Source organism: Paenibacillus endoradicis (assembly GCF_024721975.1).
On the sequence record NZ_JANQBB010000001.1, the window covers coordinates 1,136,987 to 1,161,964 of the forward strand.

A 24,978-nucleotide genomic window follows, 5' to 3' on the forward strand; every position below is an offset into this window, starting at 1 on the left:
TAGTATATAAACTTCAATAATACCGCTAAATATTACCATTTATATTCAGTGTAACCCATCCCCTCCTAAGTTGTAAGTAGTATAACTGATATATATAAAAAAGAGCCTAATATTAGGCTCTTTTCGTACTGCAATGGTAACAATCCAGGCGTTACTACTTGTTTATTTGCATCATTCGATAAAGTAGAAGCATACCTTCTTCTCTTGTTAAAGCTTGTTGTGGTTTGTACGCTAGATTTCCAGAAGATGTAGCATAGCCTTGTATAATTCCTAGACTAGCTAAGTACTGAATAGCTTCAAAGCTATAGCTAGCAATCTGAGCACTATCTTCAAAGATGATTTCATTATTCGAAGTCGTTGGTTTATTAAATCCTTGTTGCATCATAAATCTGTACATGAATACTGCCATCTGCTCACGCGTAATTTGCTGCTGAGGACCAAACTGAGTAGCAGATATTCCATTCACTATCTGTTGATTAACCGCCCAATTCAAGCCATTTGCATAATAAGCATTATTATTTATGTCTGTGAATTTCGTACTTGAGTTTTGTTTCTGATCTGCTCCAGCTATTCTTGCTAAGATCGTAACAAGTTGTGCTCTACTCAATTCTCCCTTAGGCGCAAAGCTTTGTTCACTTACTCCATTGATCCAGTTTCTTGCTAGCATGTACTGAATCGCCGTCTTAACGTCATTACCTTGTAAGTCTGAGAATGTTAGATCAGTATAAGTAATCATATACTTACCATTTGTTACACTTGGAAGAATGATCTGTTGTTTTATTGAATCGAAATTATAATCTTTAATTTCAATCAATTTCCCATTAGCTAATTGTTCGAAGATCACTAATCCTGCAATACTAGAGTTTGCAGTCGGTAAAGAGTATGAAAGTGTTACGTCTAGTGGCAATGTAACTTCTTTACCATCTACTTTAGCAGTAATTGTAATCGAACCGGTTGCATCTGAAGTGATTTCAATTTCTAACTTTTCAGTCCCTGTTAAACTCAATTTTTTCTGCAGATCAGCCAATACTTGTTTATCCAAAGTAATTGTAGCTTCATTAGTAACGATATCAATCGAAGTTCCTGTTATCGCATTAAGTGTATTGAATGATGATGTTACGACTGAACGATTGTTGGCACTATCATTGACAATTTCAGGTTTGTTGTTTTCACTAGGTGTTTCAATTTCACCATTGTTTACATAACTATTGTTACGTTTTGATTCTATTGTTGCTGTCGCTTCTGAGTACCCATCTTGTGATGTTGCTGTTATAGTAACCGTTCCTGCATTCTTCAACTTTATTATGCCTGCTTCATCAACTGTAGCAACGTTTGTGTTCGAACTTGACCACACAACATCAGTATCAACATTAGTAACACCCTCTAATTGGTCAACTAGTGTCACTGTTGCTCCTTGTTGATAAGAATAGCTATTTGATTTAAATGAGTACGTCGCAACATCTAACTCATATACAGCTACCGTTCCACCAACTTCATGCGCCACTAGTAAGATAGGCTTGCGAGTCGGACTATCTGTCGCACTAATAAATTCTAATCCTTCCGGTGCGCTATCTGTATCTAGTCCCTTAGTATAATCACGTGTGTTCGTGTAATTCACAAAGTGCGCATTACTCGGTTCTGTTACATTATATACTGCTACACCACCAACACGTTCAAAACCGATAAAAGCAAGAAGCTGCGAACCAACTTTACCAATTTTCACGTCTTCAGGTTCTGGACCTTTCTTAGTACTGCGTGAATCTAATGTTGTATTACTATTGCTGACATTAAAATATTCAGGTAATCGTTGTCCTACAACGCGTTCAAATTCACTGCCAGAATCATATACTTGTGCCATTGTACTGCTGTCCCAGATTGAGAAAGATCGAGCACCGTATAAGTAAATGCTATCATTTGGCATACCGCTTGCAGCTTCTAATTTATCATAAGTCTTTGTATTAGCAAGAAATTGTGCTGCAGCAGAACTAGAATCTAATGAAGCTTTCAAATCGCTAACTTTACTCTCATTCGAACGATTATCCCAACCTGTTGCGTCACCCTCATTGGCAGTAAAGATATAGTTAACACCATTAATTGTATATGATGCTATTCCGTCCGGCATATACATTCCTTTGAATGGAACATTTTCAAGTAATATCTTATCATCTTTGACTACATCTAGCGCATTACTTGGTGCCGATAGATCCTTATAACCTAACCCTTTAACACTAATAATAGATTGAGTTTTCATTGATATTGTTGCAATGGCATTATTCTCTTGTAATGCTACATAAGCGTAGTTTCCATCTTCAGAAATGGTAATGTATTCAGGCTCCAAATCGAACAATGCATCTGCCTTTGATCCTAAAGTAGTTATCTTCCCATTCGAATCTGTTGCACCGCGAATAATAACATTATCATCTATTATCGATGGATTATCGAAGTAAAGATTTTTAACTTTTCCAGTAGTTGTGTCAATGATTGAAACGCTACCTTTTGGATCAATTCCTGCATCACGAGGCTCTCCTTCGTTAGCAGTCATAATATATTTACCATCCGTAGTTCGTGTGATCATATCTGGTTGAATCCCTACCTCATATTCACGAAGCAACTTACCATCATAATCAAGAACTAACACTTTTCCTGCTTTATCACTTGCTTGCTCTGCAACAGATACAACAACTTCTTTAACAATAGTGTTCACATTAACACTTGTTAGATCACCATATTGGAAGCCGTCGTGTTCAGCTAATAGTTGTACATCGATGCTCTTCTCGCGCGTCAGTGCCTCATCTTCAGTAAGTGAGACAATTTCAAGGCTTGGAGGGTTTGTAGAGCCATTAACAAGATAGAATTTCCCATTATCTTTATTAAACTTTACAATTTCTGCTACGCCACCATCTTCATTCGTAACCCCAACTTTGTATTCGGAGATTTTGTTAATCGCAATAGAATCAAGCAAAGTTTCCCCTAAATTAGAATCGACTGGAACTTCTGGTTCGACCTCAACAGCAGGTGGATAAGTTGGTGTCCATGCTTCGTCTACAGTGCCACGCGGAGCAACTTCAGCAAGTAATGTCGAAGAAATGCTACTATAATCTAACTGTACAAAATCTTTTTTGTTATTATCGTTATCCTGGCCTAATTTACGGATAATAGCTTTCTTTTTTGAAGTACCTTCAAGATCTCCAGATGGATAGGCTGTTTCATATCCATCAATGTCACTTCCATCATCATTACTACCTGAACCCACTAAATCAACATAACTTGCTTGTTTATTATCAAATGGATTAATTTCAGTAAGTACTGTTGTATTATGAACTAATGCTACTTTTAATCCTTTATTATTTATGAAGCGATTAATAGAGTGATCGGCTTTATCTGTAAGATCCTTAATAAGAGTTTTAGCTTCCGCGCCCGTTGCTTTACCGATAATTAAGTAAGAAGAATGTGCTGGAATTGTTCCTTCAAGCGGATACATTTCCCAAGAGTTTGTTGCTCCAGTCGTAGCATTCGAGCCTCTATCCGAATATTGTAGTGACCAATCACTCAAATCTACGTCGTCATTCGTGGGATTATATAATTCGATGAAACCATGAGAGAATAGGCTATCCGTCGCAGTTTTTAGACCAGCACCATAAATTTGCTGAATGACAATATGCGGAACTGTGACATCATATTCGCCAGCTTCGTTATATGGTGTCCCCAATGTTGCTAGTGCTTGAGCATACGTTGTTGTTACTGCTGGTACCAAAGTCGTAGACACTATTGAAGCAATAATTAACCCACTAGTAACCTTTTTGAATCCTTGAATGATTCCCATAATTCCACTCCTAAATTTTTTTGTTTACTTGTTGAAGCAGTTCATAGCTAACGAAAAATAGCAACGTAAGCATAATCTTTATGTATGATGAGTCTTATTATATCTATCAATTGTTAACTAATTAGCTTAATAGTATTAAGAATATGTAAAAAAGGCTGTCCCTAAAGTAGTATGATCTACTTTAGGGACAGCCTTTAGTTGTAGGTTGGTAGTTACCTATTTTCAAGAAAGTTCAAAATGCCGGCATTCAGAACCAAGAAGATGGAGCGCTACTTGTAGGGAGAGGAAACGAAAATGTCCGTTATTGGTGCTCGTATACCGGACTTCCCAAGGAAAGCTTTCTTTTCGATGCCAACTAAGCTACGTTAGCATTCTCATCGTTATCAAATTCCGATTTTTGAACTTCCTCTTCTATGAGAATTTACTTTGTAGCCATTCATCAGCTAGTGTAATCCAACTCGCTGCAGCACGATTAATTTGAGTTTCATTAGCAGCAGTAGTTCGGTCAGCTAATGATAGACCATGTCCACCTTGTTCAAATACATGAAGTTCATATGGAATACGATGTTTCACTAATCCCATCGCAAATTGCAATGAGTTTGCTGAGAGAACAAGATCATCTTCAGAAGTATGCCATAAGAAGGTAGGCGGTGTATGTGCTCCTACAAACCTTGAAGGACTAAAACTTTCAAGTATTTCAAGAGATTGCTCTGACGAACCAAGAACAGCTGAATTCATAAGTCCTAGCATATCTCTGTACTTCACTGTTTGTTCTTCATTCATTAATTCCATAGAAATGACACTATCAAGTAGTGCATAACCAAGAATTAGTGCGTTCGGTTTAATATATTCAGCAGATACGCCAATATGTTCACTAACATAAGGTTTGTCCCAATGTACACCAATGCTTCCTGCGAGATGTCCGCCTGCTGAAAATCCAGCAACAGCTATTTGATCGACATGAACATTCCATTTGTCTGCATTATCACGAACCACCGCAATAGCCTTAGCCACGTCATATAGTGGTTGCGGGAATTTAACTAGCGCATTCGGATTTTGTTGATTAGCAGGTTGAATTGGTGCTGCACCATAGTAAGTATTGTAATGTAACACAAATGTTATATATCCTAATGAAGCAAATCTCAACGCTACAGGCTCAGCTTCACGATCAGAAGTGTATAGATAGGCACCACCAGGGCAAATGATAATCGCGGGTCTTGGTTGGCCAACTTGATCACTGCCTACTTGATATGGAACGTATGACGTAAGTGTAACATGCTCTTGATCATCCCATAATTGGATAGTTTCAATATGCATACTTGCCCCTCCTAAACTTTTTGTGGCATCCTTATATGCTGCTAAATAAACTAAAATAGCTTCTAAACAGGCAACTATGCTTCGTCAAAATTAACGTTATGATACACTTGTTGAACATCATCAAGATCTTCTAGCGCATCAATTAATTTCTCGAATTGTGCTTGAGCATCTTCTGCAAGGTCAACTTCATTAGCAGCTAACATCATGATTTCAGCTACATTAAATTCAGTAATTCCTGCTGCTTTAAATGCATCTTGTACAGCTTGAAATTGATCTGGTTCTGCATAGACTACTACATTATCATCTTCTGCAATAATATCATTAACATCAACATCAGCTTCAATCAGTAACTCCATTACTTCATCTTCTGATTTACCTGATACGCCAATAACTGCCGTAGAATTGAACATATAGGCTACGGAACCACTTACACCCATACTTCCACCATTTTTATTGAATGCCGAACGAACTTCAGGTGCAGTACGATTTACATTATTCGTTAACGCATCAACGATGACCATCGTGCCGTTAGGACCGAAACCCTCGTAGCGCAATTCAAAGAACACTTCATCTGAGCTACCTTTAGCTTTATCTAATGCACGATCAATAATTGCTTTTGGTACATTATATGTTTTCGCACGTTCAAGCACGACTTTAAGTGCACGGTTGGCTTCAGGATCTGGCTCGCCTTTTTTCGCAGCTACATAGATCTCAATTCCGAACTTAGCATACACTTTACTAGTGTTTGCATCTTTTGAAGCTTTCTTATCTTTAATATTATTCCATTTGCGGCCCATGGTTCTCCCACTTTCTACTTATTATTCTTTACTATTATAACTGATATCAATAGTAAAATAACAGTCTATCTATAATGTAAAGAATAAATTATTGAATTATTATTTGTACTTTGTGTCTAATCCTTTAATTAGTTGAGTTTTTTCTCTATAGATAGTTCCAATGATTATCTACAGTTGCAATATGAAGAGAAGTAGTTTATTGCTGTTAAACTATATTTTTTATTAAATAAGTTTACATAATTATATTTACGTATTAATTATAAATGTTCCACTTTCGTTTCATGCAGTTAGAACTTTGCAAAAGAAAAGGCAATGACCTCGATCAAGGTCATTGCCAGCTAATATTTAAAGTTTCATCATAGTGCTACACCCGATTGGTCGCCTAACCAGAGGATGTATTCTTTTTCCTAATGTGAACTGATATTTCGGTTAATGTCTAAAGTGCTACTACAGTAGAACTAAATACGACTAGAATTTTTCTAGAATTTGCTTCATACCAGTCTCTTTCTTAAATTAAGAGTTCTACTCATTCAATAATATGATGTTGTAACACAGTTAACATAACTATTGTTCCGTACAACAATCATCACTTTTACAGCACATATTTTATTAACGTATTTTTATTAACGTATTATAGTACGATACTGTTTCTAACTATTATTAATAAGAAGATTATTAAACTCTACATTTTTTCCTGAATAATCAATAGTATTACACTCTAAAATCACTTCAACTTTATATGTATCAGACTGAATGAATTGAATCGTCTGATCTTCCATCTTGATCATTAATACTTCATCTTTCTCTTTAACACTTTCGAATAATGCAAATATAATTTCCTTATCTTTCGTCGATAATTGCCCATAAATGTTCACTTCTGCAATGGAATTTATCATGTTTTCTCTGCTGTTTGGAACCATATATTGCTGCATAAATTGCTTTGCTTTCTCATCATTCATTTGCTGAAGGAAAAATTGAAATGGTACTCCTTGGAATGCAGGCAGATAGGCGTTACGCCAAGGCATTGTCTTGATCAAAAGATTGAAGAACCAGCGGAACTTCAGAGGCTCTGGAGGTGAAATATCTACTTTCTGAGCAAGTAGTTTACTATAGGTAGCTTGAATGTCTTCGACTTCTAATGCAAATCCAATTAAACCTCGATGTCCATTATTATATTTTGTAGTCCAATCTTGAATCCAGCCACCGCCATCTTTTCGCTTTATACGTACGAACTCAAAATACTCATTTCCAACCCATATATTTGATACTTTGAATCATTTACATTTATAAATATTGGAATTAACTTACAAGAAAGTATTCGATTAAACTAAATATGAAGTTTACATAATTATTATTTCGTATTTTTTCTGAAAGAGAATAAAGCCCTAGACTACCGCTGATGAATTGGACTATCGTTCCCCGTTAGTTGAACAGGCACGCTTTCATTTATTACACAATGTCGTCGAACTGTGACACACTTTATATTATTTTTGTGGTATAATTATCCAAAAAAAGATAGGAGATAATTATATTTATGGACTTTATTAGAAGTGTTATTGGAATTTCCCTACTAATTATAGGTTCTATGCATATCACTCTCTTTATCAGGAGACTGCTTGTTAATATTAAGGTAACAAACAATACTTCAGTCGAGATAAACAATAAATTAGATAGAATTATTGCTTTACTTGAGAAGCAATCTAAATAAACTTAGACCTTGCGATGCTCTGTGCGTATAGAGCATCTTTTTTATTTACTTCCTGCACAGTTTGTGTCAAATGCGACATAAAACCTCCACTTATCTTGTTGAACTATCCTGCCCGTTCGTATTATGAGATTAACCAGTTCTTTCTGGTTGATCCTTTTTTCATTTGCATAGAGGATTAAGATAGCCTGGTCGAACGTTCCTGCCCGTGGGACTTGATCCCGAGAGCTATAGTGTTCACCCCTACTTGTCATGACCATGATTGAGGCTGGTTGGGACGTGTGATCCCGTATAACAAGCGATGCTATGGAGCGATAAGAAAAACCTTAGGGGATGCCGGTGAATCTAAACTTACAGGGAGAGATAAAATGAATCCAGTTATCGGTCTAGATATTTCTAAAGAAGAAAGCCATGGACAAGCCTTTCTAGAGCGCGGAAAGCCATTCCAAGGGACATTCCACTTCGAGCACACTCGAGATGGTTTAGCAAATCTCCTTCAAGTTTTAACAGAAGTTGAATTTGCATCTCAACAACGTCCTTTGCTTATTCTAGAAGCAACCGGTCATTATCAAAGTCCCGTTGTTCATTTCCTAGAGGAACATCAATATATTTATATTGTTATTAATCCGCTCATCTCAAATCGGCTTAGGAAGTCTCAACTTCGTAAAGTAAAGACGGATGCTGCTGACGCTTACCTATTGGGAGAGCTGTACTACAAAGAAGAATTTGAACCATTTAAGAAAAGAGGTGTGCAACTTCTCAATCTGCGCTATCTTACAAGACAATATGAGTCTCTTTCAAAGATGTGTGTACAAACTAAACTACAATTCCAAGCTGTTTTAGATCAGGTTTTCCCTGCTTACAAAGGCGTCTTTGGAGCTATGTATTCCGGTATTTCATTACGATTTTTAAGTGAATTTCCAACCTCATATTCAGTATTACAGACGGATGAAAACACACTCAAGTCTAAGATGAAAGAACTACTTTCTTCAAAACGGGGGCGTTCAGAGGACTGGATTAACCAACGGGTGCAACGGCTGCTAGATGCGGCAAAACAAAACCCATTTCAGCAAACCATGTATGCCAGCCACTTAATCAATTTGAAAGTCCTTATTACCCTCATTCTTCAGTACCAAGAGCATCTTACTGGATTGGAACAGAACATAGAGCTCTGGCTGAAGACATTGAAGAATATGAATTAATTCAGTCGATTCCCGGTATTGGGCATAAAATTGCGGCAACAATTTTATCTGAAATTGGAGAAGTCGACCGATTTGATCATCCTAAAAAGCTAGTCGCCTTTGCAGGCATTGATCCAAGTGTCTTTGCTTCAGGCAAGTTTACAGCAACTCAAAATCGAATCACGAAACGTGGTTCCAGGCAGTTGCGTTACGCGCTGGTTTTGGCTGTCCAATGCGGATTAATTCGCGCTCGTAATATACGAATCAAAGAATTCTACGATCGTAAGAGAGCCGAAGGAAAACCACATAAAGTAGCTCTAGTCGCATGTGCCAATAAATTGGTGCATTGGGTATATGCCATCATGAAAAACAAAAAAACATTCCGAACTGCTTAATATGAAACCAATGGTATAACCTTCCAAATACAATACAATTGGAGGGTTATTTGGCTTACTTACTTTTAAATATAACATATGATTGTGCTTTACTTTACTGGTAATCTTGACAAGCTATTAGCTGGTATAGTTTAATTCATCAGCACTGCGCCCCTAAGCCTACTCAGCCCTATTGGGCATCGCAGGACTCCTGCTACGCTATTCAGGAAGCACTTGTCAATTGCTACGAGCCGTTCGCTCTATGCCATCAGCGATTACATTGTACAGTTGGTGCGGTAAGTCGTGTCCCATGCCGTCAACAAACATTAGCTCGGCGCCCGGAATGGCAGAAGCCGTGTCCTCACCACACGCCGGGACGAACAAGGGATCATCCACCCCATGAATGACAAGTGCTGGTACTTTTATGGTCACCAGCCGCGGACGACGGTCACCGGAGACAGCCATCGCAGCAATTTGTCGTCCGACACTGCCTGGATCGTAGGCTCGCTGGACTTCCTCCAGAATGAGCGCCCGATAAGCCTCCTCTTCAAACGGATAGCCGGTGCCGGCGATGCGTTTGGCAAAAGAGATGCTGTTCGCCAAAAATCCTGCTTCATCCTCAAATGGGTTCGGCGCCGGTTTAGTCATCATCGCCATGACATCCGGGTAAGTTTGCGGAAGTGTGGGATTACCGGAACTGGACATAATGGAGGTGAGTGATAAAACCCGTTTAGGGTACTCACTGGCAGCAATCTGGGCAATCATTCCACCCATCGACCTGCCAACGAAATGTGCCCGGTCAATTGATAGGGCGTCGAGCAGTCCGATAGCGTCGTTGGACATGTCATCGAGAGTGTAAGGGATGTCCGGTCGCTGTCCCGACATGAGAGCAGTCGCCAGTGCGTTAAAATCCAGCGTCGGATAATAGCTAAAGTGCGTCGAGCAACCTACGTCGCGATTGTCAAAGCGGATCACGCGAAAACCCCGATCTGCCAATATCTTACAAAACGAAACCGTCCATCGGATCATCTGGGTTCCAAGCCCGGCGATTAGGATAATAGCCTCGTCATTTTCATTACCGAAACTGTCATAGGCCAAATCAACGCCGTTGACTTTCAAGATGTTCATGGTTATGTTCTCCTCCTTTTATTTTGATATCGGAAGTTCTGTCATAGGCAGTAGGCGTGAATCTTCGATCGCTGCAGTCCGATGCCCGATACCTGCCAGGTAGTCTTGATGACTTGAAAAAGCAAGAAACGACTGCGCACTGCTCTAGCGGATCATCATGACAAGATCCTATCTTTCCTCTTCGGGTCCGATAAGAAACTCTCCGCATTGCCAAGAAACATCACTTCACCTCCGCTTTCACGGAGAAATGGGAGGGTGTGCTCAATATAGCGGTTGAAAGCTTCGGCACCGCTGATTGGGACCTCCGGTGTTAGTTAAGGATTGGTTGTGTAATCGGCAACATCACAAAAACGCATGAGGTTCAACATGACGATGCTGCCCTCAATGCCTCGCTGTATGAACCTTATGCCAGCGCGTTACGATGGGTCGATGTAACGAAAAGATTCAAACTCTGTCATAGTGTGGCACCTTTCGTAGATCCTTTTTTTATTCCATACTTTCTTTCATAAGTTCCCTTCAGGGAATGCATTAGAGGCTAATCTTTTGATATGGTTTCCTATATCAGGCGCCCAGTCATCGATGTAGTGGTAAAAACGATCCAAATCACCAGCATACAGTGCCCGCAAAGCTTCTTCGTATTGATGGAAGTTCCCCGCCATAGCTGTCATAAAGTGATATGTTGCTTCTTGTGACTCTCGTATATTGCTCTGTTTTCCTCCAACACGGCGAGCATCACCAACGAGTTTTCGTAATGTTACCGACGCCCCTCCAGGTTGACTCTTGAGCCACTCCCAATCTCGTGGCAATAATGTAACCTCACCGGATACAACCCCCAGCTTGGGTCGACCGACCCGCCGTGTAGGCTGATGATTCATTTCCGTACCGGGCAAGTCACCAAACTGTTCTCCTAATTGTGTGAGCAAGTCATCTGTCTTCCCACGAAAATCGACATCTATTTGCTTCCCCGTAGTATCGTCAAATATAAGAATCTGTGTAAGGTCTCTCTCATCCAGAGCATCCTTCACTGTAGAAATAACGTGCTGTAACGAACCACTGGCGACGACTCCCACACCCAAAAATGCCGTGCAGTAAAAGCTCGTTTGATCATCTCTCATTCTATATATCCTCCTCTGAATGCATAGATGTATTTTACCCGGGTAAAATATATTTTGTCGCAAAACTGCCCTTTAGCTTAATAAAAAGAGCAGGCTATTGAAGCACCTGCTCATGAATCTGTATTATTCAACTATCGTTCCCCGTTAGTTCAACAAGCTGCATCGGTAGGTAGTTCATAATGATGCGTTTATTCGCAATACTTATAGCTGGTTCAGACTATCGGTAAAGCCTGTCCGCCAAGTCGGGTATAGCGGTTTCCAGCCGTATTCCTGACGGGCCTTCCTGTTCGATGCCCCTCGCTCCCAAGCATTGCTGTTCGAAAGAGTTTCAGGGATAGGTGCTCCTACGGCTTGTGCATAAACCGGGAGCCAGTCAATTCCTCTTGCCGGATCGTCGTCCACGATGTTCACTGCTCCAGAGGGCCATTGTAAGGCCAAAAGTGCTACCTCAGCGGCATCCTCCACATGAAGAAAAGAAGTGACACCTTCGGTTGCAGGGACCTGCATTTGATGAATTTGTTCTGCCATAAATCCATTATGCTCGTACCAAGTATTCGGACCATATAACATTCCATAGCGTAAAATTACATATTGTGGTATTTGAGTCACAGCACTTTCCAATGCTAATATGCCATCAATTGTCGATTTCCGGGGTTCTTCGGCTACTACATGTAAGGATACATCTTCGGTTGCCGGTCTCTCTCCCGGTTCATATGCCCAAGAAATGCTTTGTGCGATGATGCGTTTAACACCAGCCAAAAGGGCGGCATCTACTAAATTTTGTGTTCCTTCAATACGTATCCTTGTGTTGTCTGAAAAATTACGACTACTCAAAGAAGTCAATTGATGAATGATAACCTCGGGTTGAGATTCAGCTAATGCTGATCGTATTGCCTCGCGATCAAAGACATCAGCGATTAATGCTTTTGCTCCCGTATTCTCAATGATCGATTTCTTACTCTCGCTTTGTGTGATTCCAATTACTTCATGACCTGCACGAATCAATTTTGGAAGCAAGAAACTTCCGACAGCTCCAGTAGCTCCAGCGACAAAAATTCTCATAAACCTTTCCCCCAATAAATTTGCATGAATAGGTAAGATTATACACTGTATCAAAATAAAAATAATATACCTGCTCATTCTACTTTGACTATGTTATTATCACGCAATCCTGCCCGTTAGTTGAAGCACCACTGTCTGATTTTAACTGCCATTTCCATCGTTAAAAAGATTCAACCATTATATTCAGCATGGTTATGTCTTGAACATCCAAATAAATAACAACTTGAACTCAAAGATGTTGAAAATTTCAACGGAGGAATAAAGCCTCTAGAAATCATAATTATAATATTTTCATATTCCTGTTTGTCATATTCTAATTGCTTAATGTATGTGACTTTTTCGCTCTCTGTCCAATCCTCATTACATTGAACTACATGTTCTTCTTGAATATTGTTTATTTTTAGTTGAATACATTCGTTCGCTATTTCAACGGCACGATCCAATGAATTTGTTTTGATTAATGAATAAATATACCTACAAACCCAATCTGGAGTCTTGTAATATATGTCCCATGATTTTTCAAACCAACGGACTGCCTCGGAAAAACATTGCAACTCAAAGTACAGTTCAGCAACATGAACTTCTCCGACGAATTCATCATCATTTTCCGAAAACGCATCCAATTTACATTTTGCTTCAGTCGATTGACCGATTTCAATTAAACATTTTATATGACTATACATTGCGTAATCAGAAGGCTCGGCACTTTTTAGAAATAAAGCTGAAGCTTCATCCAATTCCCCAAGATGATATTTAGCTATGGCTAAATTATTATATGCTTCTTTAGAAGGCTCGATTGCGATGGAGTACATCAATACATTCGAGGCATCTTCCCATCTTTCCAACGCAACATTTATTTCACCTAAAAGGTTGTAAGGAAAATGCGAAACTGGATTTAGAATAATAGCTTCTTTAACTAATTCCATAGCCGATTCTGCGTCACTTTCTTCATGATAATAAATCCAAGCAAGGTTCGTTAAAGACTGAACATTTCTCGATTCATTCAAAGCTTCTTTGAAAAGAGACACTGCTGCATCATATTCATTACGTTCGAAATATTCGATGGCTTTCTGGTTAATATTCAACTCTTTCCTCCCGTCAATTCACTCAAATGTTGAATATGAAGTATACTTAAAAAAAATTATATCACTGATTTCAAAACCTTTTTCGTCAACCTGATTGTGCCCGTTGTTTCATTAAGCTAATCTGCACTTTAGCTTAACAAAAAAAGCAGGGTACCGAAGCACCTACTGATCTATTGTATTATTCAACAATCGTTCCCCGTTAGTAGAATGATTTAAGGTCTACTTCCGATAGATTCCTGGTGAGCTCATTCCACACATTCGACTTATTTATGTCCTGAAAAATCATCTTGAATCTTTTTCAATCTTTCAAGGTGTGGTTTCAAATTCCCTAGCATCAACGCTTTATAATTCTCCGCTAGATAAAACATGTGAGTTGCGTCGATATCCTTAAACGACGTAATCGTTTTATTTAACTCATAGAGCTCCGTCGCCAGCAAGCGCAAGGTGTCTCTAGTCTTGGTGTCTATCGTTTTAGGATTAGACTTCCAATACGAATAGCTTATATCGTATAACGACCACCATATTCTCGCCTCACGAGCAAGAATAAACATGTCCAGCTGCTCATCTGTTGTCATTGCCGTATTATTAACAAAATGCTTAGGAACAGCATTATTAATGTAGGCATCACTAAATTCAATGAATGTTGATAGTTGATCATCAATTTCTTCCGCTTGTATCTTCGCCTTATCGATCAATTGTCGAATCTTAGCAGGATCTTCATTTTCCTTCGACTCACTGATTGCCATTAAAGTGTCAGCAAGCGGAATCGTTTCAAAAGCGTGCTCTGCTAAATAAACAAATGCCGAGTCGTTCTTCTGCTGATACAGTGAATAAAGGTCGTTGTATTTTACTGATGATTGGTTATCCAAATATCTGAACAACGCAACGTTTATTAATGTGAAAATAATAAATATTAGTACGTAGATCTTTATGGGCTTGCGCAAAGTGTTCTTCCTTTCTAAAAAATCTATTATTAGCACTATTTTTCTAATAGCTCCGTAATAAAGTCGCAAATCTGATTGAAACATGTCAGTTATTACAATCCTACTTTGTACACATTTAAAGATATACTTTAGCATGGAGTTCACGAACCATAAATGCATAAAATATTCCATTAAGCCGCCCAGCATACCATGAATGAAATCCAGTAATGCACCGTTATCAAGTAGTTGGCACGCATAGGTATGTCTAAATCGATGATATATACATTTGCTTCGAGCTCTCCCCGAGCTGCGAGCCGATTCAAAACACACATGATCGTAGGAATAGCAATTCGTTAAGTCAGGTTTGTAGCGATTTACGAATAAGGCTTTACAGGTGTCAGCACGGCTGCACAGATACCTCTTAGCCACACTTTGTACTCCGTCCTAAAGCTAACTACTCTCTGCTTTGCCCTCTTTCCATTAACTATTGCAGAGCAGTTTTCCCAGTTGAGATTCTCCATCAAAAACTTAGGAATACGTTTGTCAGACTCGTACAAACTCTATAACTCAATTAAGTTCATAATAAAACCTCTCATTAGAAGCTATTAAATCTAATTTGCTTCTAATGAGAGGTTTTAATCTGCTTGCCTTTTGAACTAGCGTTTTTCGATAGTTGAGAAACAAATAGATATGTAAAAGCTGAAGATCTAAGCATTTTTTATTTCAACTGACGCTTAAGAATATATGTATTTTGGCTTTCTTTGACTACCAGTTCCCATCCTTGATCTCCAAGAATATTTAAAACTCTTATGAGGGAGATATCATTGTATTTTGGAAGGTGCTCCTTTTCATCCAAAATGTATCTGACACCGTATATATCATCCTGCTTTCTCAAGACAGTATATTCAAACTTCATGACAATCACCTCTTATTCTTTTTCTCATATATACTACCATAAGTTGGTTACATTGTAAGTTCGGATTACTTTATCCGTTATTTGCGAAAAGACTTCCGTGCGGCAGCCTTAATTTAATTGACCTAGCGTTTCCCGTTAGCTTAATTACCTTATCATCAACCTGTGGTAAGACTTAACTATTATTTAACATACAACCTACTTTATAGATTCCTCTATTCCAAAAAGTACATCCGCGGTAACATCAGTCCCTATCCGACTATCTACTGCGAGACGGTACTGCCATCCGCTTTCTTCAAACACTAAAATATTGAATTCTCCAACAGCCATTCGGGTTTTATATTTTTTCCTATCTCTCTTTGGTTTCCCAAGGTCTAACTTCTGCTCAATAGGTCTTACATCAATCTTATAGTGGTTTTCCCTCCTGAGATTCATGGAGGTAATCTATTTGAAATTCGTCGTTATAATTCTCCTTGTCGTTTACACATCTACCCAAATTATGTGTAAAATTTCATAGGTGGTAATTTAATCGGCAATTTAAGTTCTCTTTGATTAAGCGTTTCTTGATGCAAGTATTTCTTTTGTAAACAAGTTACTTAGTAAAAAATAAATTATCAGAAAACGGCTCATGATATAGCACAACCCTTATTTAGGTAGTGTACCTATAGTCGATTATTTGTACTAGAACCACGAACCGCTTCAAATTTAGAGTGTGTTAAACTACCCGTTACTTCAATGTTCAATTAATATCAACCTCGGTGATTTCCATATCTTATTCCCATATCTAACCCAATACTTCTCTACAACCGCAATTACACCACTAATATTCAAGGATCTTGATATGCTGGTTATCCTACCAATTTCATTTTCTAAGGAAATTGAGTTAGGTGTTTTCTCAACAATTGTTGCATATTCGTAAGAACCGTCATATTTGAAAACCAAATATAGACTACAAATATGATCAGGGTAATAAAAACTGTTATCATTATTTTCCACTTCGTTTTTACTCTATGATTTTTATCTACTTCCCTTTTTTCAACTTGGCAATATCAGTAAGACAGTTACTCATCGGTTTAAATATACAATTCTAGTTCATTATCTGTTAACTCGTGCAAAATTGAACGACCTGTTCTTTCTTGAAGGTCTTGATGTAATGATTCAACATCATTGTATTTACGTCTAGTTACCCATATTTGATTTTCACTAATCAGCCTAAATCCATTAGATTCGAGTAAAACCCTATCAATAAAGGTTATATCGTGGTTCGAAGTGAACTGTTCCAATCTTTCAGATGAACCTCAAGCTCCACTCTCCACTTTACCACTACTTATAATACGGTTCACCTTAACACTCTAACGGAGAAATAATTGACATCGAAGGCGCAATATAGTATCTTGATCATTAAGTATCTTGGTTATCAAGATAAAATAACTTCCAAGGAGGACTATTGTTGTCAATTCATCGAACCAAACAACCCACGAAGCAGCAAGAAAACCTTACGATGAGTATGCGCGGATTGGGAAGCAGAACGGTACTTTACCAGCAAAGTGTCGCTGCTTCTTTAGGACTCTACAATAATGATTTTTTGTCCGTTGACATTCTGCATGAAAAAGGGCCAGTCACCGCCGGCGAGCTGTCTAGACTAACTGGACTTACAACGGGCAGTGTTACCGCATTGATCGACCGACTAGAGAAAAGCGGATTTGTTCGCAGGCAATATGACCCCAATGACCGTCGTAAAGTGATTATAGTTCCAATGTACGAGAATAAAGAAGAAGTCAGCAATATGTACCTTTCGCTCCACACGGCAATGGTCAAACTGGCTTTATCCTATTCAAATGAAGAGCTCGAGCTCATAAATCAGTTTTTACGCAAAGCAAACATTGTTCTAGAAGAACAAATTCATATTCTAAATGATAAGGGATGAGTCAAATGGCAGTACTAATTCTATATGCTACGAAAACAGGAGCAACAGAGCAATGTATACAAGTTTTAGCAAAAGAGATTTCGAATTGTACACTTTGTAATATTGAAATGGAGAAGCCCAATATCGAGGATTTTGATCAGATTATTTTGGGTGCGGGAGTTCGAGACAAAAAAATATACAAACCCATTCGCGACTTTATCAAAAAAAATCATAATGAATTACTGAAGAAAAGAATGGGATACTTTATTTGCAATGAGAAGCCAAAGGAGACGGCAGAAATAATAGAGCGGAATATCCCCGCTGATCTTAAAGAAGCTGCTGTCTGCATTGAATCTTTTGGCGGTTATAAGGCTTATGCTGCACCAAAAGAAGGGACAGATCAACTGAAAGGAATTTTCTTGGATAAAATAAAAGCTTTTTCCGAAAATTTCAAGAAGTAATCTTTATGCAGGGCTAAGACAAAATTTTGCAAGCAAGTATTTCGATGGGGCATTTCAATTTATTACTTTTACTAGGCATGAAGAAGAGTTTAACTGTCTAGGCAAGGCAATAGGTTGGTCATATAAAAAATGGAGGGAACAAAAGAAAATGGTAAAAGGAAATAACATAGGAGTTATACTGGCGGGTCTGCTGTTGGCCATTCTTATGGCATCGATGGATAACACCATCGTAGCGACAGCTATTGGTACAATCGTTGGAGATTTAGGCGGTTTTGACAAATTAATGTGGGTGACATCTGCTTATTTAGTGGCTGAGATGGCCGGCATGCCGATTTTCGGTAAATTATCGGATATGTATGGCCGTAAGCGTTTCTTTATTTTCGGTATTGTCGTATTCATGATCGGCTCTGCTTTATGTGGTACAGCAGACACGATCATAGAACTGAGTATTTATCGCGCTATTCAAGGTATTGGCGGCGGAGCCCTGATGCCTATCGCATTCACGATCATGTTTGATGTGGTAGCACCGGATAAACGCGGAAAAATGGGCGGTTTGTTCGGTACCGTATTCGGCATATCCAGTATATTCGGCCCTCTCCTTGGGGCTTATATTACAGATCAAATACATTGGTCATGGATTTTCTATATCAACCTACCGCTAGGCTTGATTGCATTCGTTATGATCGCTTTCTTTTACAAGGAGTCTGTCCAGCGCTCCAAACAAAAAATCGATTACCTTGGCGCAATTACGCTTGTAGCTTCTATCGTCTGCCTAATGTTTGCGCTTGAACTTGGCGGTAAGCAGTACGCTTGGGACTCTAGTATGATTCTTGGTTTATTCACTGCTTTTGCGGTGCTTATTTTTGGTTTTATTTTCATCGAACGTCGTGCACAGGAACCAATCATCACCTTCAGTATGTTCAAGAGTCGTCTCTATACAACAAGTAACGCAATGGCTCTTTTTGCCGGCGCTGCATTTATTACGGCCTCTATCTACATTCCAATCTTCATTCAAGGCGTTCTTGGTGGCTCGGCAACGAATTCGGGACTTGTTCTGCTTCCAATGATGCTCGGGTCTGTCGTAACTGCTGCAGGCGGCGGTTCATTCCTTGCTAAGTTTAAATATCGCTCCATCATGATTCCAACATTAGCTCTGCTAGTTATTGGTATTGCTCTGCTCACCACGTTAACGACCGATTCTTCGCGATTTATTGTCACGATCTTCATGGTTATGGTCGGTCTTGGTATCGGTGCGTCGTTCTCAGTATTGAGCAATGCGGCGATACATGGCTTTAGTGCAAGGCAGCGCGGCTCTGCAAGTTCGACGCTTAACTTCATGCGTTCACTGGGAATGACGCTCGGTATTACAGTATTCGGTATTATTCAAAGTCATATGTTTACGAATAAATTGACTGCAGTATTCGGAGGCGGTCAATCGATGGAGGGTGTCGATCTAAGTGATCCGCGTAAAATCTTGACTCCGGAAACTCGGAGCCAAATTCCTGAACAGGTTCTTGACAAGATTACAGAGGCACTCTCCTCGTCTATCGTACAAACCTTTGCTTGGGCGATTATCCCATCTGTCATCGCACTGCTAGCAGCATTTGCCATGAGCAAAGAGAAATTTGATCCAGCAAGTGAACTAGAAGAATATTCGGCTTCACATTAAGTAGGTAGGTCTGTACGAAATGCGAAGTTATTTCGTAACTCTACTTGCGAAAGCCTTCAATGAGAGATTAGATGCCTCATTGAAGGCTTTCTGTTTATCATGTCAAAAAAGACAATGCGTCCTATTAAGGAATAGCGGTTTCGTGTGAGTGCTTATTTTTAACACTCATTAGCAGACCAAGCATAGTAGCATCGACATTCAGTCCAACTCTCCGATATACCACTAGACGGTTCACAAGCTAAATTGCACTAGTCTTGCGATAAATCTTTTATTAACCAAGCGTCCGTAGCATTATGCTCTGAACCATCTAGTGGTCTTTCAAGTTGTTGGAAACCTAATTTGATGTAAAGGAGATTTGCTGCTTGGAGTTTCTTCAAAGTTTCTAAATAACAGTGTGTATAGTGTTCCTTGGCGAAGTCGAGCGCAACTTTCATAAGATCTTTCGACAGGCCCATACCTTGAGCTTCGGGTGTAATGTATAGTTTTTGCAATTCGCAAATTCCCATTCCCTGCCCAAATGGTGCAATCCCCACACCACCTACCACTTCATTTTGTACATTCACTGCAACCCAATATTTTGAATTTGATTGTTCCTTGTAATATTGTGCCAAACTACTCAGTTGAGGATCAAAATATGCTGTTCCCGGAATATTTAGATTAAATGATTCTAATGAGCGTTTTATAATTTTCTCTATTATTTGATTGTCCTTTTCTTCAATTTCACGAATTTGCATTGTTTCATTTCCCTCATTATCTAACATTTTCAATTTACTAACTCTAATACTTTTCGCCAAATAATTCAACCTATTCAAACAAAAAGAGCCACTCATACCCATTACAGGTATTGTGGCAAGAGAAAATCTGAACTCTATCCATTTCTTTTTCTTATTCACAATAACATTTCCTTGTTCGAACTATCGTTCCCCGTTAGTTCAATCAAACCAAAAGTCGATCCAATCCAATTGCACTTATTAATAATCGTTCCTTTTTAGTTCCGAGCATTTTTTGTGTCCAATCTACTAAGCCTCCATCACCAATGTAATACTCCTTATCCTCAATAACTGTCTTAATAGTGAATTGTATACCCTTATAATACTGATTTTCCTTTTGAGGAGAACCTGTACTAATGACCACATCATTTAATTCTAAACTTTTTCCATATTCAGTAATTCTTGACACTAAACCTAAGCTGTCTTTATATCCACCTCGCTCACTAAAAATTACCTCTATTTTGGAATTGAAGAGTGATTTAAAAATCGTTCGATAAATTTCTATATGTTCCCACAATGATTTTTTCTCGAAATCGTATGATCCTTGGTCTACTCCAGAGGTCACCATACAGAATAAATGAAAATGAGCGAGCATTCCTGGAGAATCACCAAAATACTGTGCTCGTACATGTCTATGGGTAGTACAAAATCGCATGTAATCCTCTCTAGAGGATTTATGGTATTTAATCAGATCCGCTATATGTAACGCGATAAGATTCGTCGCATCTGAAACAACTTCCGTCCCCCGGAGTGCCGAAATGACCTTATTTTGATCGACTGTACCTACTACTGAAGTACAGCCCAAAGGGGCAACAGGTGACAACTCGAGTGGGGATACTCCCTGATTTACAGCCACTTTCAGAATATCCATTTCCAATTGTTTTAGCTGAAGCGGTTCTATCTTTGCTGGATGAACAAACCGATTTTCTCTGTATCTCTTAAGTAGATCATTTGGATTAGACTTTCTAACCTTCTCATTAAATACCTTCAAAAGAAGCGTATTTAGATCGCTGCCCGAAATTTGTTCTGTCATAAGAGTTATCAAATCAGATTTCTCAAGTCTATTTAGTATTCTTTCAATGTCTGCTGTAAGTGTAGGTTTCAATTTATTCACTCCTTTTTTTAGAGTTATCACATCAATTGACTCATTCTCATATTAAAAAACAGCTACAAGCCTTGGACGTTTATTTATCACACTAAACTGCAAGTTATCTCAACGCCCTGCAGTACATATGTACCAAATATCTTATTTTATAAATATGTAAAAGGAGCAGCGACCGCAGCTCCTTTATCGTTGTATATAGTCCTTAATTGAACTTACTGTTCGCCGTTAGTTCAATCATGATTTTATTAAACAGCTAATCACATGTTCAGTTTTCCAAATTATTATTAATTTTCTTTAGTTCTTTTGCTGGTACTCCTGCTACGATAGTATTCTCTGGAACATCTTTCGTGACAACTGCTCCTGCCGCAACAACAGAGTTATCCCCAATCTTCACGCCCGGCAGTATGGTTGCGTTTGACCCGATCCATACGTTTTCCCCAATTATAACTGGAGAGGGATATGTTGTATTTCTCGTCTCCAAAGGTAACCCATGATTAAGTGTAGCAATCGTGACATTCATACCAACCATTGTACCGTCTCCTATACTAATTCCACCTCTATCTTGGAAGGAACAGCCTGTGTTGAAAAATACATTCTTTCCTATACTAATATTTTTCCCATAGTCTGTATAAAACGGCGGGAAACACACAAAAGACGAATCAACTTTATTGCCTGTTAGTTCACTAAAAATCTCCACTATTTCTTCTCTTGAATGATAGGAAGTATTCAATTCCATTGTGATCTTTTGAGCTTGGTAACTACATTGAATTAATAAACCATGTAATTCTTTATCCTCCCCCGAAATTGGGTTGCCTTTCTTACAAAAGTCTATAAAATCTTTCATGTCCATTTTTAAAAATCACCTACCTAATTTATTCATACTTCTTGTTTTGTTGGTCGAATAATCAAATCACTAACAGACCCAGGTTAAAAAGTATCAAGTAGATATAAGATGAGGTTACTTCAATACTCCCTGGATAGTTTTCTAATACTTAGATACCCTCCGTGATTTGCCTAATGATATTTATTCAATTCACGAAGGTTTTTAAACACATTCTACACACTAACAGTATATTACACAACTCTCATATCCCAAATCTATTGTTACGCTAAACTGCCCGTAAGTTTAAGACAAAGAACAGGCTATCGTAGCACCTACTCATCCATCTGTTTTATTCAACAATCGTGTCCCGTTAGCTTAACACTTGTCAATGTCGGAGTCCGAAGATGAGAAAGAACATTAAAAATACATTAATCCAAGCAGATGTAACACCCCTAATAAGCCCATTGAATAAATAATTAATCTTGAGTATAAATTTTTAAAATTATTATTTTGATGCTTCTCAAAAAATAAATGTGCGATTGAGTGAAAAATTAAAAACACATCTATTATAACGAAAGATAAAACGTGATGACTTACAAATGAATACAACAAAACCGTATAAAGTGGCAAATGCAGAATTGTAAATATTTTGAATGCACGTTCATCTTCCATATCTTTAAGGATTGCGAACATTTTCCATTCTTTAGCTCTTATCGCATCCATTTCATGCAAAAGTAGGAGCGAAAAATTAATTAAAAAAATCATTAGTAAAAATGATGACAAAGTTCTCACCTCATTTATTGAATATACTCTGAGTTAATCACATCTCACTTCGGTTTGTTACTTATACGATTAAGAAATAATTATGTTTCCAAACATGGAAAATTGCGCTAAACCCGCCCGTTACCTTCATGAAGCGGCGGCAGTCTACAACTTAATTTTTCCGTATATCACTTTATTTTCTTTTGACATGTCAATCTATAACTAGATCATTATTATTACAAAAAAGCAGCATACCATATAGCATGCTGCTTTATAAAATACATTTAGAATACTTTCGTAGTCCAATCTTCACAATTCCAAGTTTCTGTAACAACATCACGATAGAATTCAGGCTCATGCGAGATAAGCAAAATGCTACCTTTGAAAGCTTTAAGTGCACGTTTTAATTCTTCTTTCGCATCAACGTCCAAGTGATTCGTAGGCTCATCGAGTACTAGCAAGTTTGTCTCATGATTAATAATTTTACATAGACGAACTTTAGCTTTCTCTCCCCCACTTAGTACTACGATTTTACTTTCAATATGTTTAGTCGTTAGACCACATTTTGCAAGCGCAGCACGCACTTCAAATTGAGAATAAGAAGGAAACTCACTCCACACTTCTTCAATACAAGTTTTATTGTTAGCGTCTTTCGCTTCTTGTTCGAAATAGCCGATTTGTAGAAACTCTCCGCGTTCAACTTCCCCTGATACTGCTGGAATTAAACCTAGAATGCTCTTCAGCAATGTGGATTTACCAATACCATTAGCACCAACTAAAGCAATCTTCTGTCCACGTTCCATACGAAGATCAAGCGGACGAGATAATGGCTCACCATAACCGATAACCAATTGTCTAGCTTCAAAGATCAACTTACCAGATGTACGTCCTTCTTTGAAGTTAAATTGCGGCTTTGGTTTGTCTTTCGCAAGTTCGATAACATCCATCTTATCGAGTTTCTTCTGACGAGACATAGCCATATTTCGAGTAGCAACACTCGCTTTATTACGAGCAACAAAGTCTTTCAACTCAGAAATCTCTTGTTGTTGACGTTTATAAGCAGACTCAAGTTGTTGTTTACGCATTTCATGAACTTCAAGGAAATGATCATGATCACCTACATAACGGTCCAACTTTTGATTTTCCATATGGTAGATCAAGTTGATTACACTATTAAGGAACGGTAGATCATGCGAGATCAGAATAAATGCATTTTCATACTCCTGCAAGTAACGACGTAACCACTCGATATGCTGCTCATCCAAGTAGTTCGTAGGCTCATCCAGTAGTAAGACATCTGGTTTCTCAAGTAACAGTTTCGCAAGTAATACTTTCGTACGTTGTCCACCACTAAGATCATCAACGTCTTTATCTAGACCAACATCTGTTAAACCTAGACCACGAGCGATTTCATCAACTTTAGCATCGATCAGATAGAAATCTTGATTCGTCAATGTATCTTGGATATTACCTACTTCTTCAAGCAGCTTATCTAGCTCTTCAGGGGTAACATCACCCATCTTCATATACATATCGTTCATTTCCTGCTCCATATCGAGCAAGTACTGGAATGCGCCTTTTAATACATCACGCATGGTCGTTCCTTTTGAAAGAACAGCATGTTGATCCAAATAACCAACGCGCATACGTCTTGACCATTCAACTTTACCATCATCAGGCTGAAGTTTCCCTGTAATGATATTCATGAATGTAGATTTACCTTCACCATTCGCACCAATTAGACCAATATGTTCACCTTTAAGTAGTCGGAATGAAACATCATTGAAAATAGCACGATCACCAAAACCATGACTTAGACGTTCAACGTTTAATATACTCATTTAGCACCCTATCCTTTGTTCGTATCTCGATATATTATAAGCGTAATCAGTGGTCAGACTCAACAGTAAATTGAAATTTTTCATAATCAATTCTACAAATCTTTCGCTATTTTTGTCGATAAGTATATGCAATATGCCATCCACAAACCGACAAACATTGTTCTTAACCTTTGTTAGTATAGAAACTAATCTGGTTAATTAACTTTTGAGGTGACTAT

At 38.4% G+C, this 24,978-nt stretch carries 19 protein-coding genes and 1 pseudogene; 5 read left to right on the forward strand and 15 right to left on the reverse strand.

Annotation, left to right across the window (positions count from 1 at the left end; genetic code table 11):
• Nucleotides 1-154: 154 nt before the first annotated feature.
• The 4 genes from NV377_RS05355 to NV377_RS05370 form a co-directional block, all read right to left on the reverse strand.
• On the reverse strand, nucleotides 155-3,823 hold the full coding sequence (locus tag NV377_RS05355) for a choice-of-anchor I family protein (RefSeq protein WP_258200120.1): 3,669 nt from the start codon (nucleotides 3,821-3,823) through the stop codon (nucleotides 155-157).
• Nucleotides 3,824-4,234: 411 nt separating this feature from the next.
• Entirely contained in the window at nucleotides 4,235-5,140 is a 906-nt protein-coding gene (locus tag NV377_RS05360; protein ID WP_258200121.1) for an alpha/beta hydrolase, read from the reverse strand.
• Nucleotides 5,141-5,214: 74 nt separating this feature from the next.
• Nucleotides 5,215-5,937: a YebC/PmpR family DNA-binding transcriptional regulator gene (locus NV377_RS05365; protein ID WP_258200122.1), complete on the reverse strand. Its 723-nt coding sequence runs from the start codon at nucleotides 5,935-5,937 to the stop codon at nucleotides 5,215-5,217.
• A 650-nt stretch (nucleotides 5,938-6,587) separates the two neighbouring features.
• Entirely contained in the window at nucleotides 6,588-6,974 is a 387-nt protein-coding gene (locus NV377_RS05370) for a hypothetical protein (protein ID WP_258200123.1), read from the reverse strand.
• Nucleotides 6,975-7,471: 497 nt separating this feature from the next.
• Between NV377_RS05370 and NV377_RS05375 the strand changes: the two genes are divergently transcribed.
• Together NV377_RS05375 and NV377_RS05380 are read left to right on the forward strand one after the other, a co-directional pair.
• The gene (locus NV377_RS05375) at nucleotides 7,472-7,645 is read left to right on the forward strand and encodes a DUF4083 family protein (protein WP_258200124.1); all 174 of its coding nucleotides are present in this window, start codon (nucleotides 7,472-7,474) and stop codon (nucleotides 7,643-7,645) included.
• 365 nt (nucleotides 7,646-8,010) lie between these two features.
• Nucleotides 8,011-9,218, forward strand: a pseudogene (locus tag NV377_RS05380) (IS110 family RNA-guided transposase).
• Nucleotides 9,219-9,434: 216 nt separating this feature from the next.
• Here the strand turns inward: NV377_RS05380 and NV377_RS05385 are convergent.
• The 6 genes from NV377_RS05385 to NV377_RS05410 all read right to left on the reverse strand — a co-directional run bounded on the left by NV377_RS05385 (nucleotide 9,435) and on the right by NV377_RS05410 (nucleotide 15,426).
• Nucleotides 9,435-10,325 (reverse strand): alpha/beta fold hydrolase, encoded by an 891-nt coding sequence (locus tag NV377_RS05385; RefSeq protein ID WP_258200125.1) that lies wholly within the window; start codon nucleotides 10,323-10,325, stop codon nucleotides 9,435-9,437.
• A 503-nt stretch (nucleotides 10,326-10,828) separates the two neighbouring features.
• Nucleotides 10,829-11,440 (reverse strand): DUF2239 family protein, encoded by a 612-nt coding sequence (locus NV377_RS05390; protein ID WP_258200126.1) that lies wholly within the window; start codon nucleotides 11,438-11,440, stop codon nucleotides 10,829-10,831.
• A 201-nt stretch (nucleotides 11,441-11,641) separates the two neighbouring features.
• The gene (locus tag NV377_RS05395) at nucleotides 11,642-12,502 is read right to left on the reverse strand and encodes an NAD-dependent epimerase/dehydratase family protein (protein WP_258200376.1); all 861 of its coding nucleotides are present in this window, start codon (nucleotides 12,500-12,502) and stop codon (nucleotides 11,642-11,644) included.
• Nucleotides 12,503-12,672: 170 nt separating this feature from the next.
• A complete protein-coding gene (locus NV377_RS05400) occupies nucleotides 12,673-13,587 on the reverse strand; it encodes a tetratricopeptide repeat protein (protein WP_258200127.1) in 915 nt (304 codons plus the stop codon).
• A gap of 263 nt (nucleotides 13,588-13,850) precedes the next feature.
• A complete protein-coding gene (locus tag NV377_RS05405; RefSeq protein WP_258200128.1) occupies nucleotides 13,851-14,531 on the reverse strand; it encodes a hypothetical protein in 681 nt (226 codons plus the stop codon).
• A 697-nt stretch (nucleotides 14,532-15,228) separates the two neighbouring features.
• Nucleotides 15,229-15,426 carry a hypothetical protein gene (locus NV377_RS05410; RefSeq protein ID WP_258200129.1) on the reverse strand — a complete coding sequence of 66 codons (198 nt, stop codon included), beginning with the start codon at nucleotides 15,424-15,426 and terminating at the stop codon, nucleotides 15,229-15,231.
• 1,498 nt (nucleotides 15,427-16,924) lie between these two features.
• On the opposite strand from NV377_RS05410, the gene NV377_RS05415 reads away from it, so the two are divergent.
• The 3 genes from NV377_RS05415 to NV377_RS05425 all read left to right on the forward strand — a co-directional run bounded on the left by NV377_RS05415 (nucleotide 16,925) and on the right by NV377_RS05425 (nucleotide 19,459).
• Nucleotides 16,925-17,350, forward strand: a complete 426-nt coding sequence (locus tag NV377_RS05415) for a MarR family winged helix-turn-helix transcriptional regulator (protein ID WP_258200377.1) — start codon at nucleotides 16,925-16,927, stop codon at nucleotides 17,348-17,350.
• 5 nt (nucleotides 17,351-17,355) lie between these two features.
• Entirely contained in the window at nucleotides 17,356-17,790 is a 435-nt protein-coding gene (locus NV377_RS05420) for a flavodoxin domain-containing protein (RefSeq protein ID WP_258200130.1), read from the forward strand.
• 148 nt (nucleotides 17,791-17,938) lie between these two features.
• On the forward strand, nucleotides 17,939-19,459 hold the full coding sequence (locus tag NV377_RS05425; RefSeq protein WP_258200131.1) for an MDR family MFS transporter: 1,521 nt from the start codon (nucleotides 17,939-17,941) through the stop codon (nucleotides 19,457-19,459).
• Nucleotides 19,460-19,707: 248 nt separating this feature from the next.
• On the opposite strand, the gene NV377_RS05430 is transcribed toward NV377_RS05425, so the two are convergent.
• From NV377_RS05430 to NV377_RS05450, 5 genes are all read right to left on the reverse strand, one after another.
• Complete coding sequence (locus tag NV377_RS05430; protein ID WP_258200378.1) at nucleotides 19,708-20,193, reverse strand: GNAT family N-acetyltransferase; 486 nt, start codon at nucleotides 20,191-20,193, stop codon at nucleotides 19,708-19,710.
• A gap of 202 nt (nucleotides 20,194-20,395) precedes the next feature.
• On the reverse strand, nucleotides 20,396-21,334 hold the full coding sequence (locus NV377_RS05435) for a hypothetical protein (protein ID WP_258200132.1): 939 nt from the start codon (nucleotides 21,332-21,334) through the stop codon (nucleotides 20,396-20,398).
• A gap of 265 nt (nucleotides 21,335-21,599) precedes the next feature.
• Nucleotides 21,600-22,184 (reverse strand): sugar O-acetyltransferase, encoded by a 585-nt coding sequence (locus tag NV377_RS05440; protein WP_258200133.1) that lies wholly within the window; start codon nucleotides 22,182-22,184, stop codon nucleotides 21,600-21,602.
• A 390-nt stretch (nucleotides 22,185-22,574) separates the two neighbouring features.
• The gene (locus NV377_RS05445) at nucleotides 22,575-22,940 is read right to left on the reverse strand and encodes a DUF6713 family protein (RefSeq protein WP_373425793.1); all 366 of its coding nucleotides are present in this window, start codon (nucleotides 22,938-22,940) and stop codon (nucleotides 22,575-22,577) included.
• 263 nt (nucleotides 22,941-23,203) lie between these two features.
• On the reverse strand, nucleotides 23,204-24,760 hold the full coding sequence (locus NV377_RS05450) for an ABC-F family ATP-binding cassette domain-containing protein (protein WP_258200135.1): 1,557 nt from the start codon (nucleotides 24,758-24,760) through the stop codon (nucleotides 23,204-23,206).
• Nucleotides 24,761-24,978: the final 218 nt, after the last annotated feature.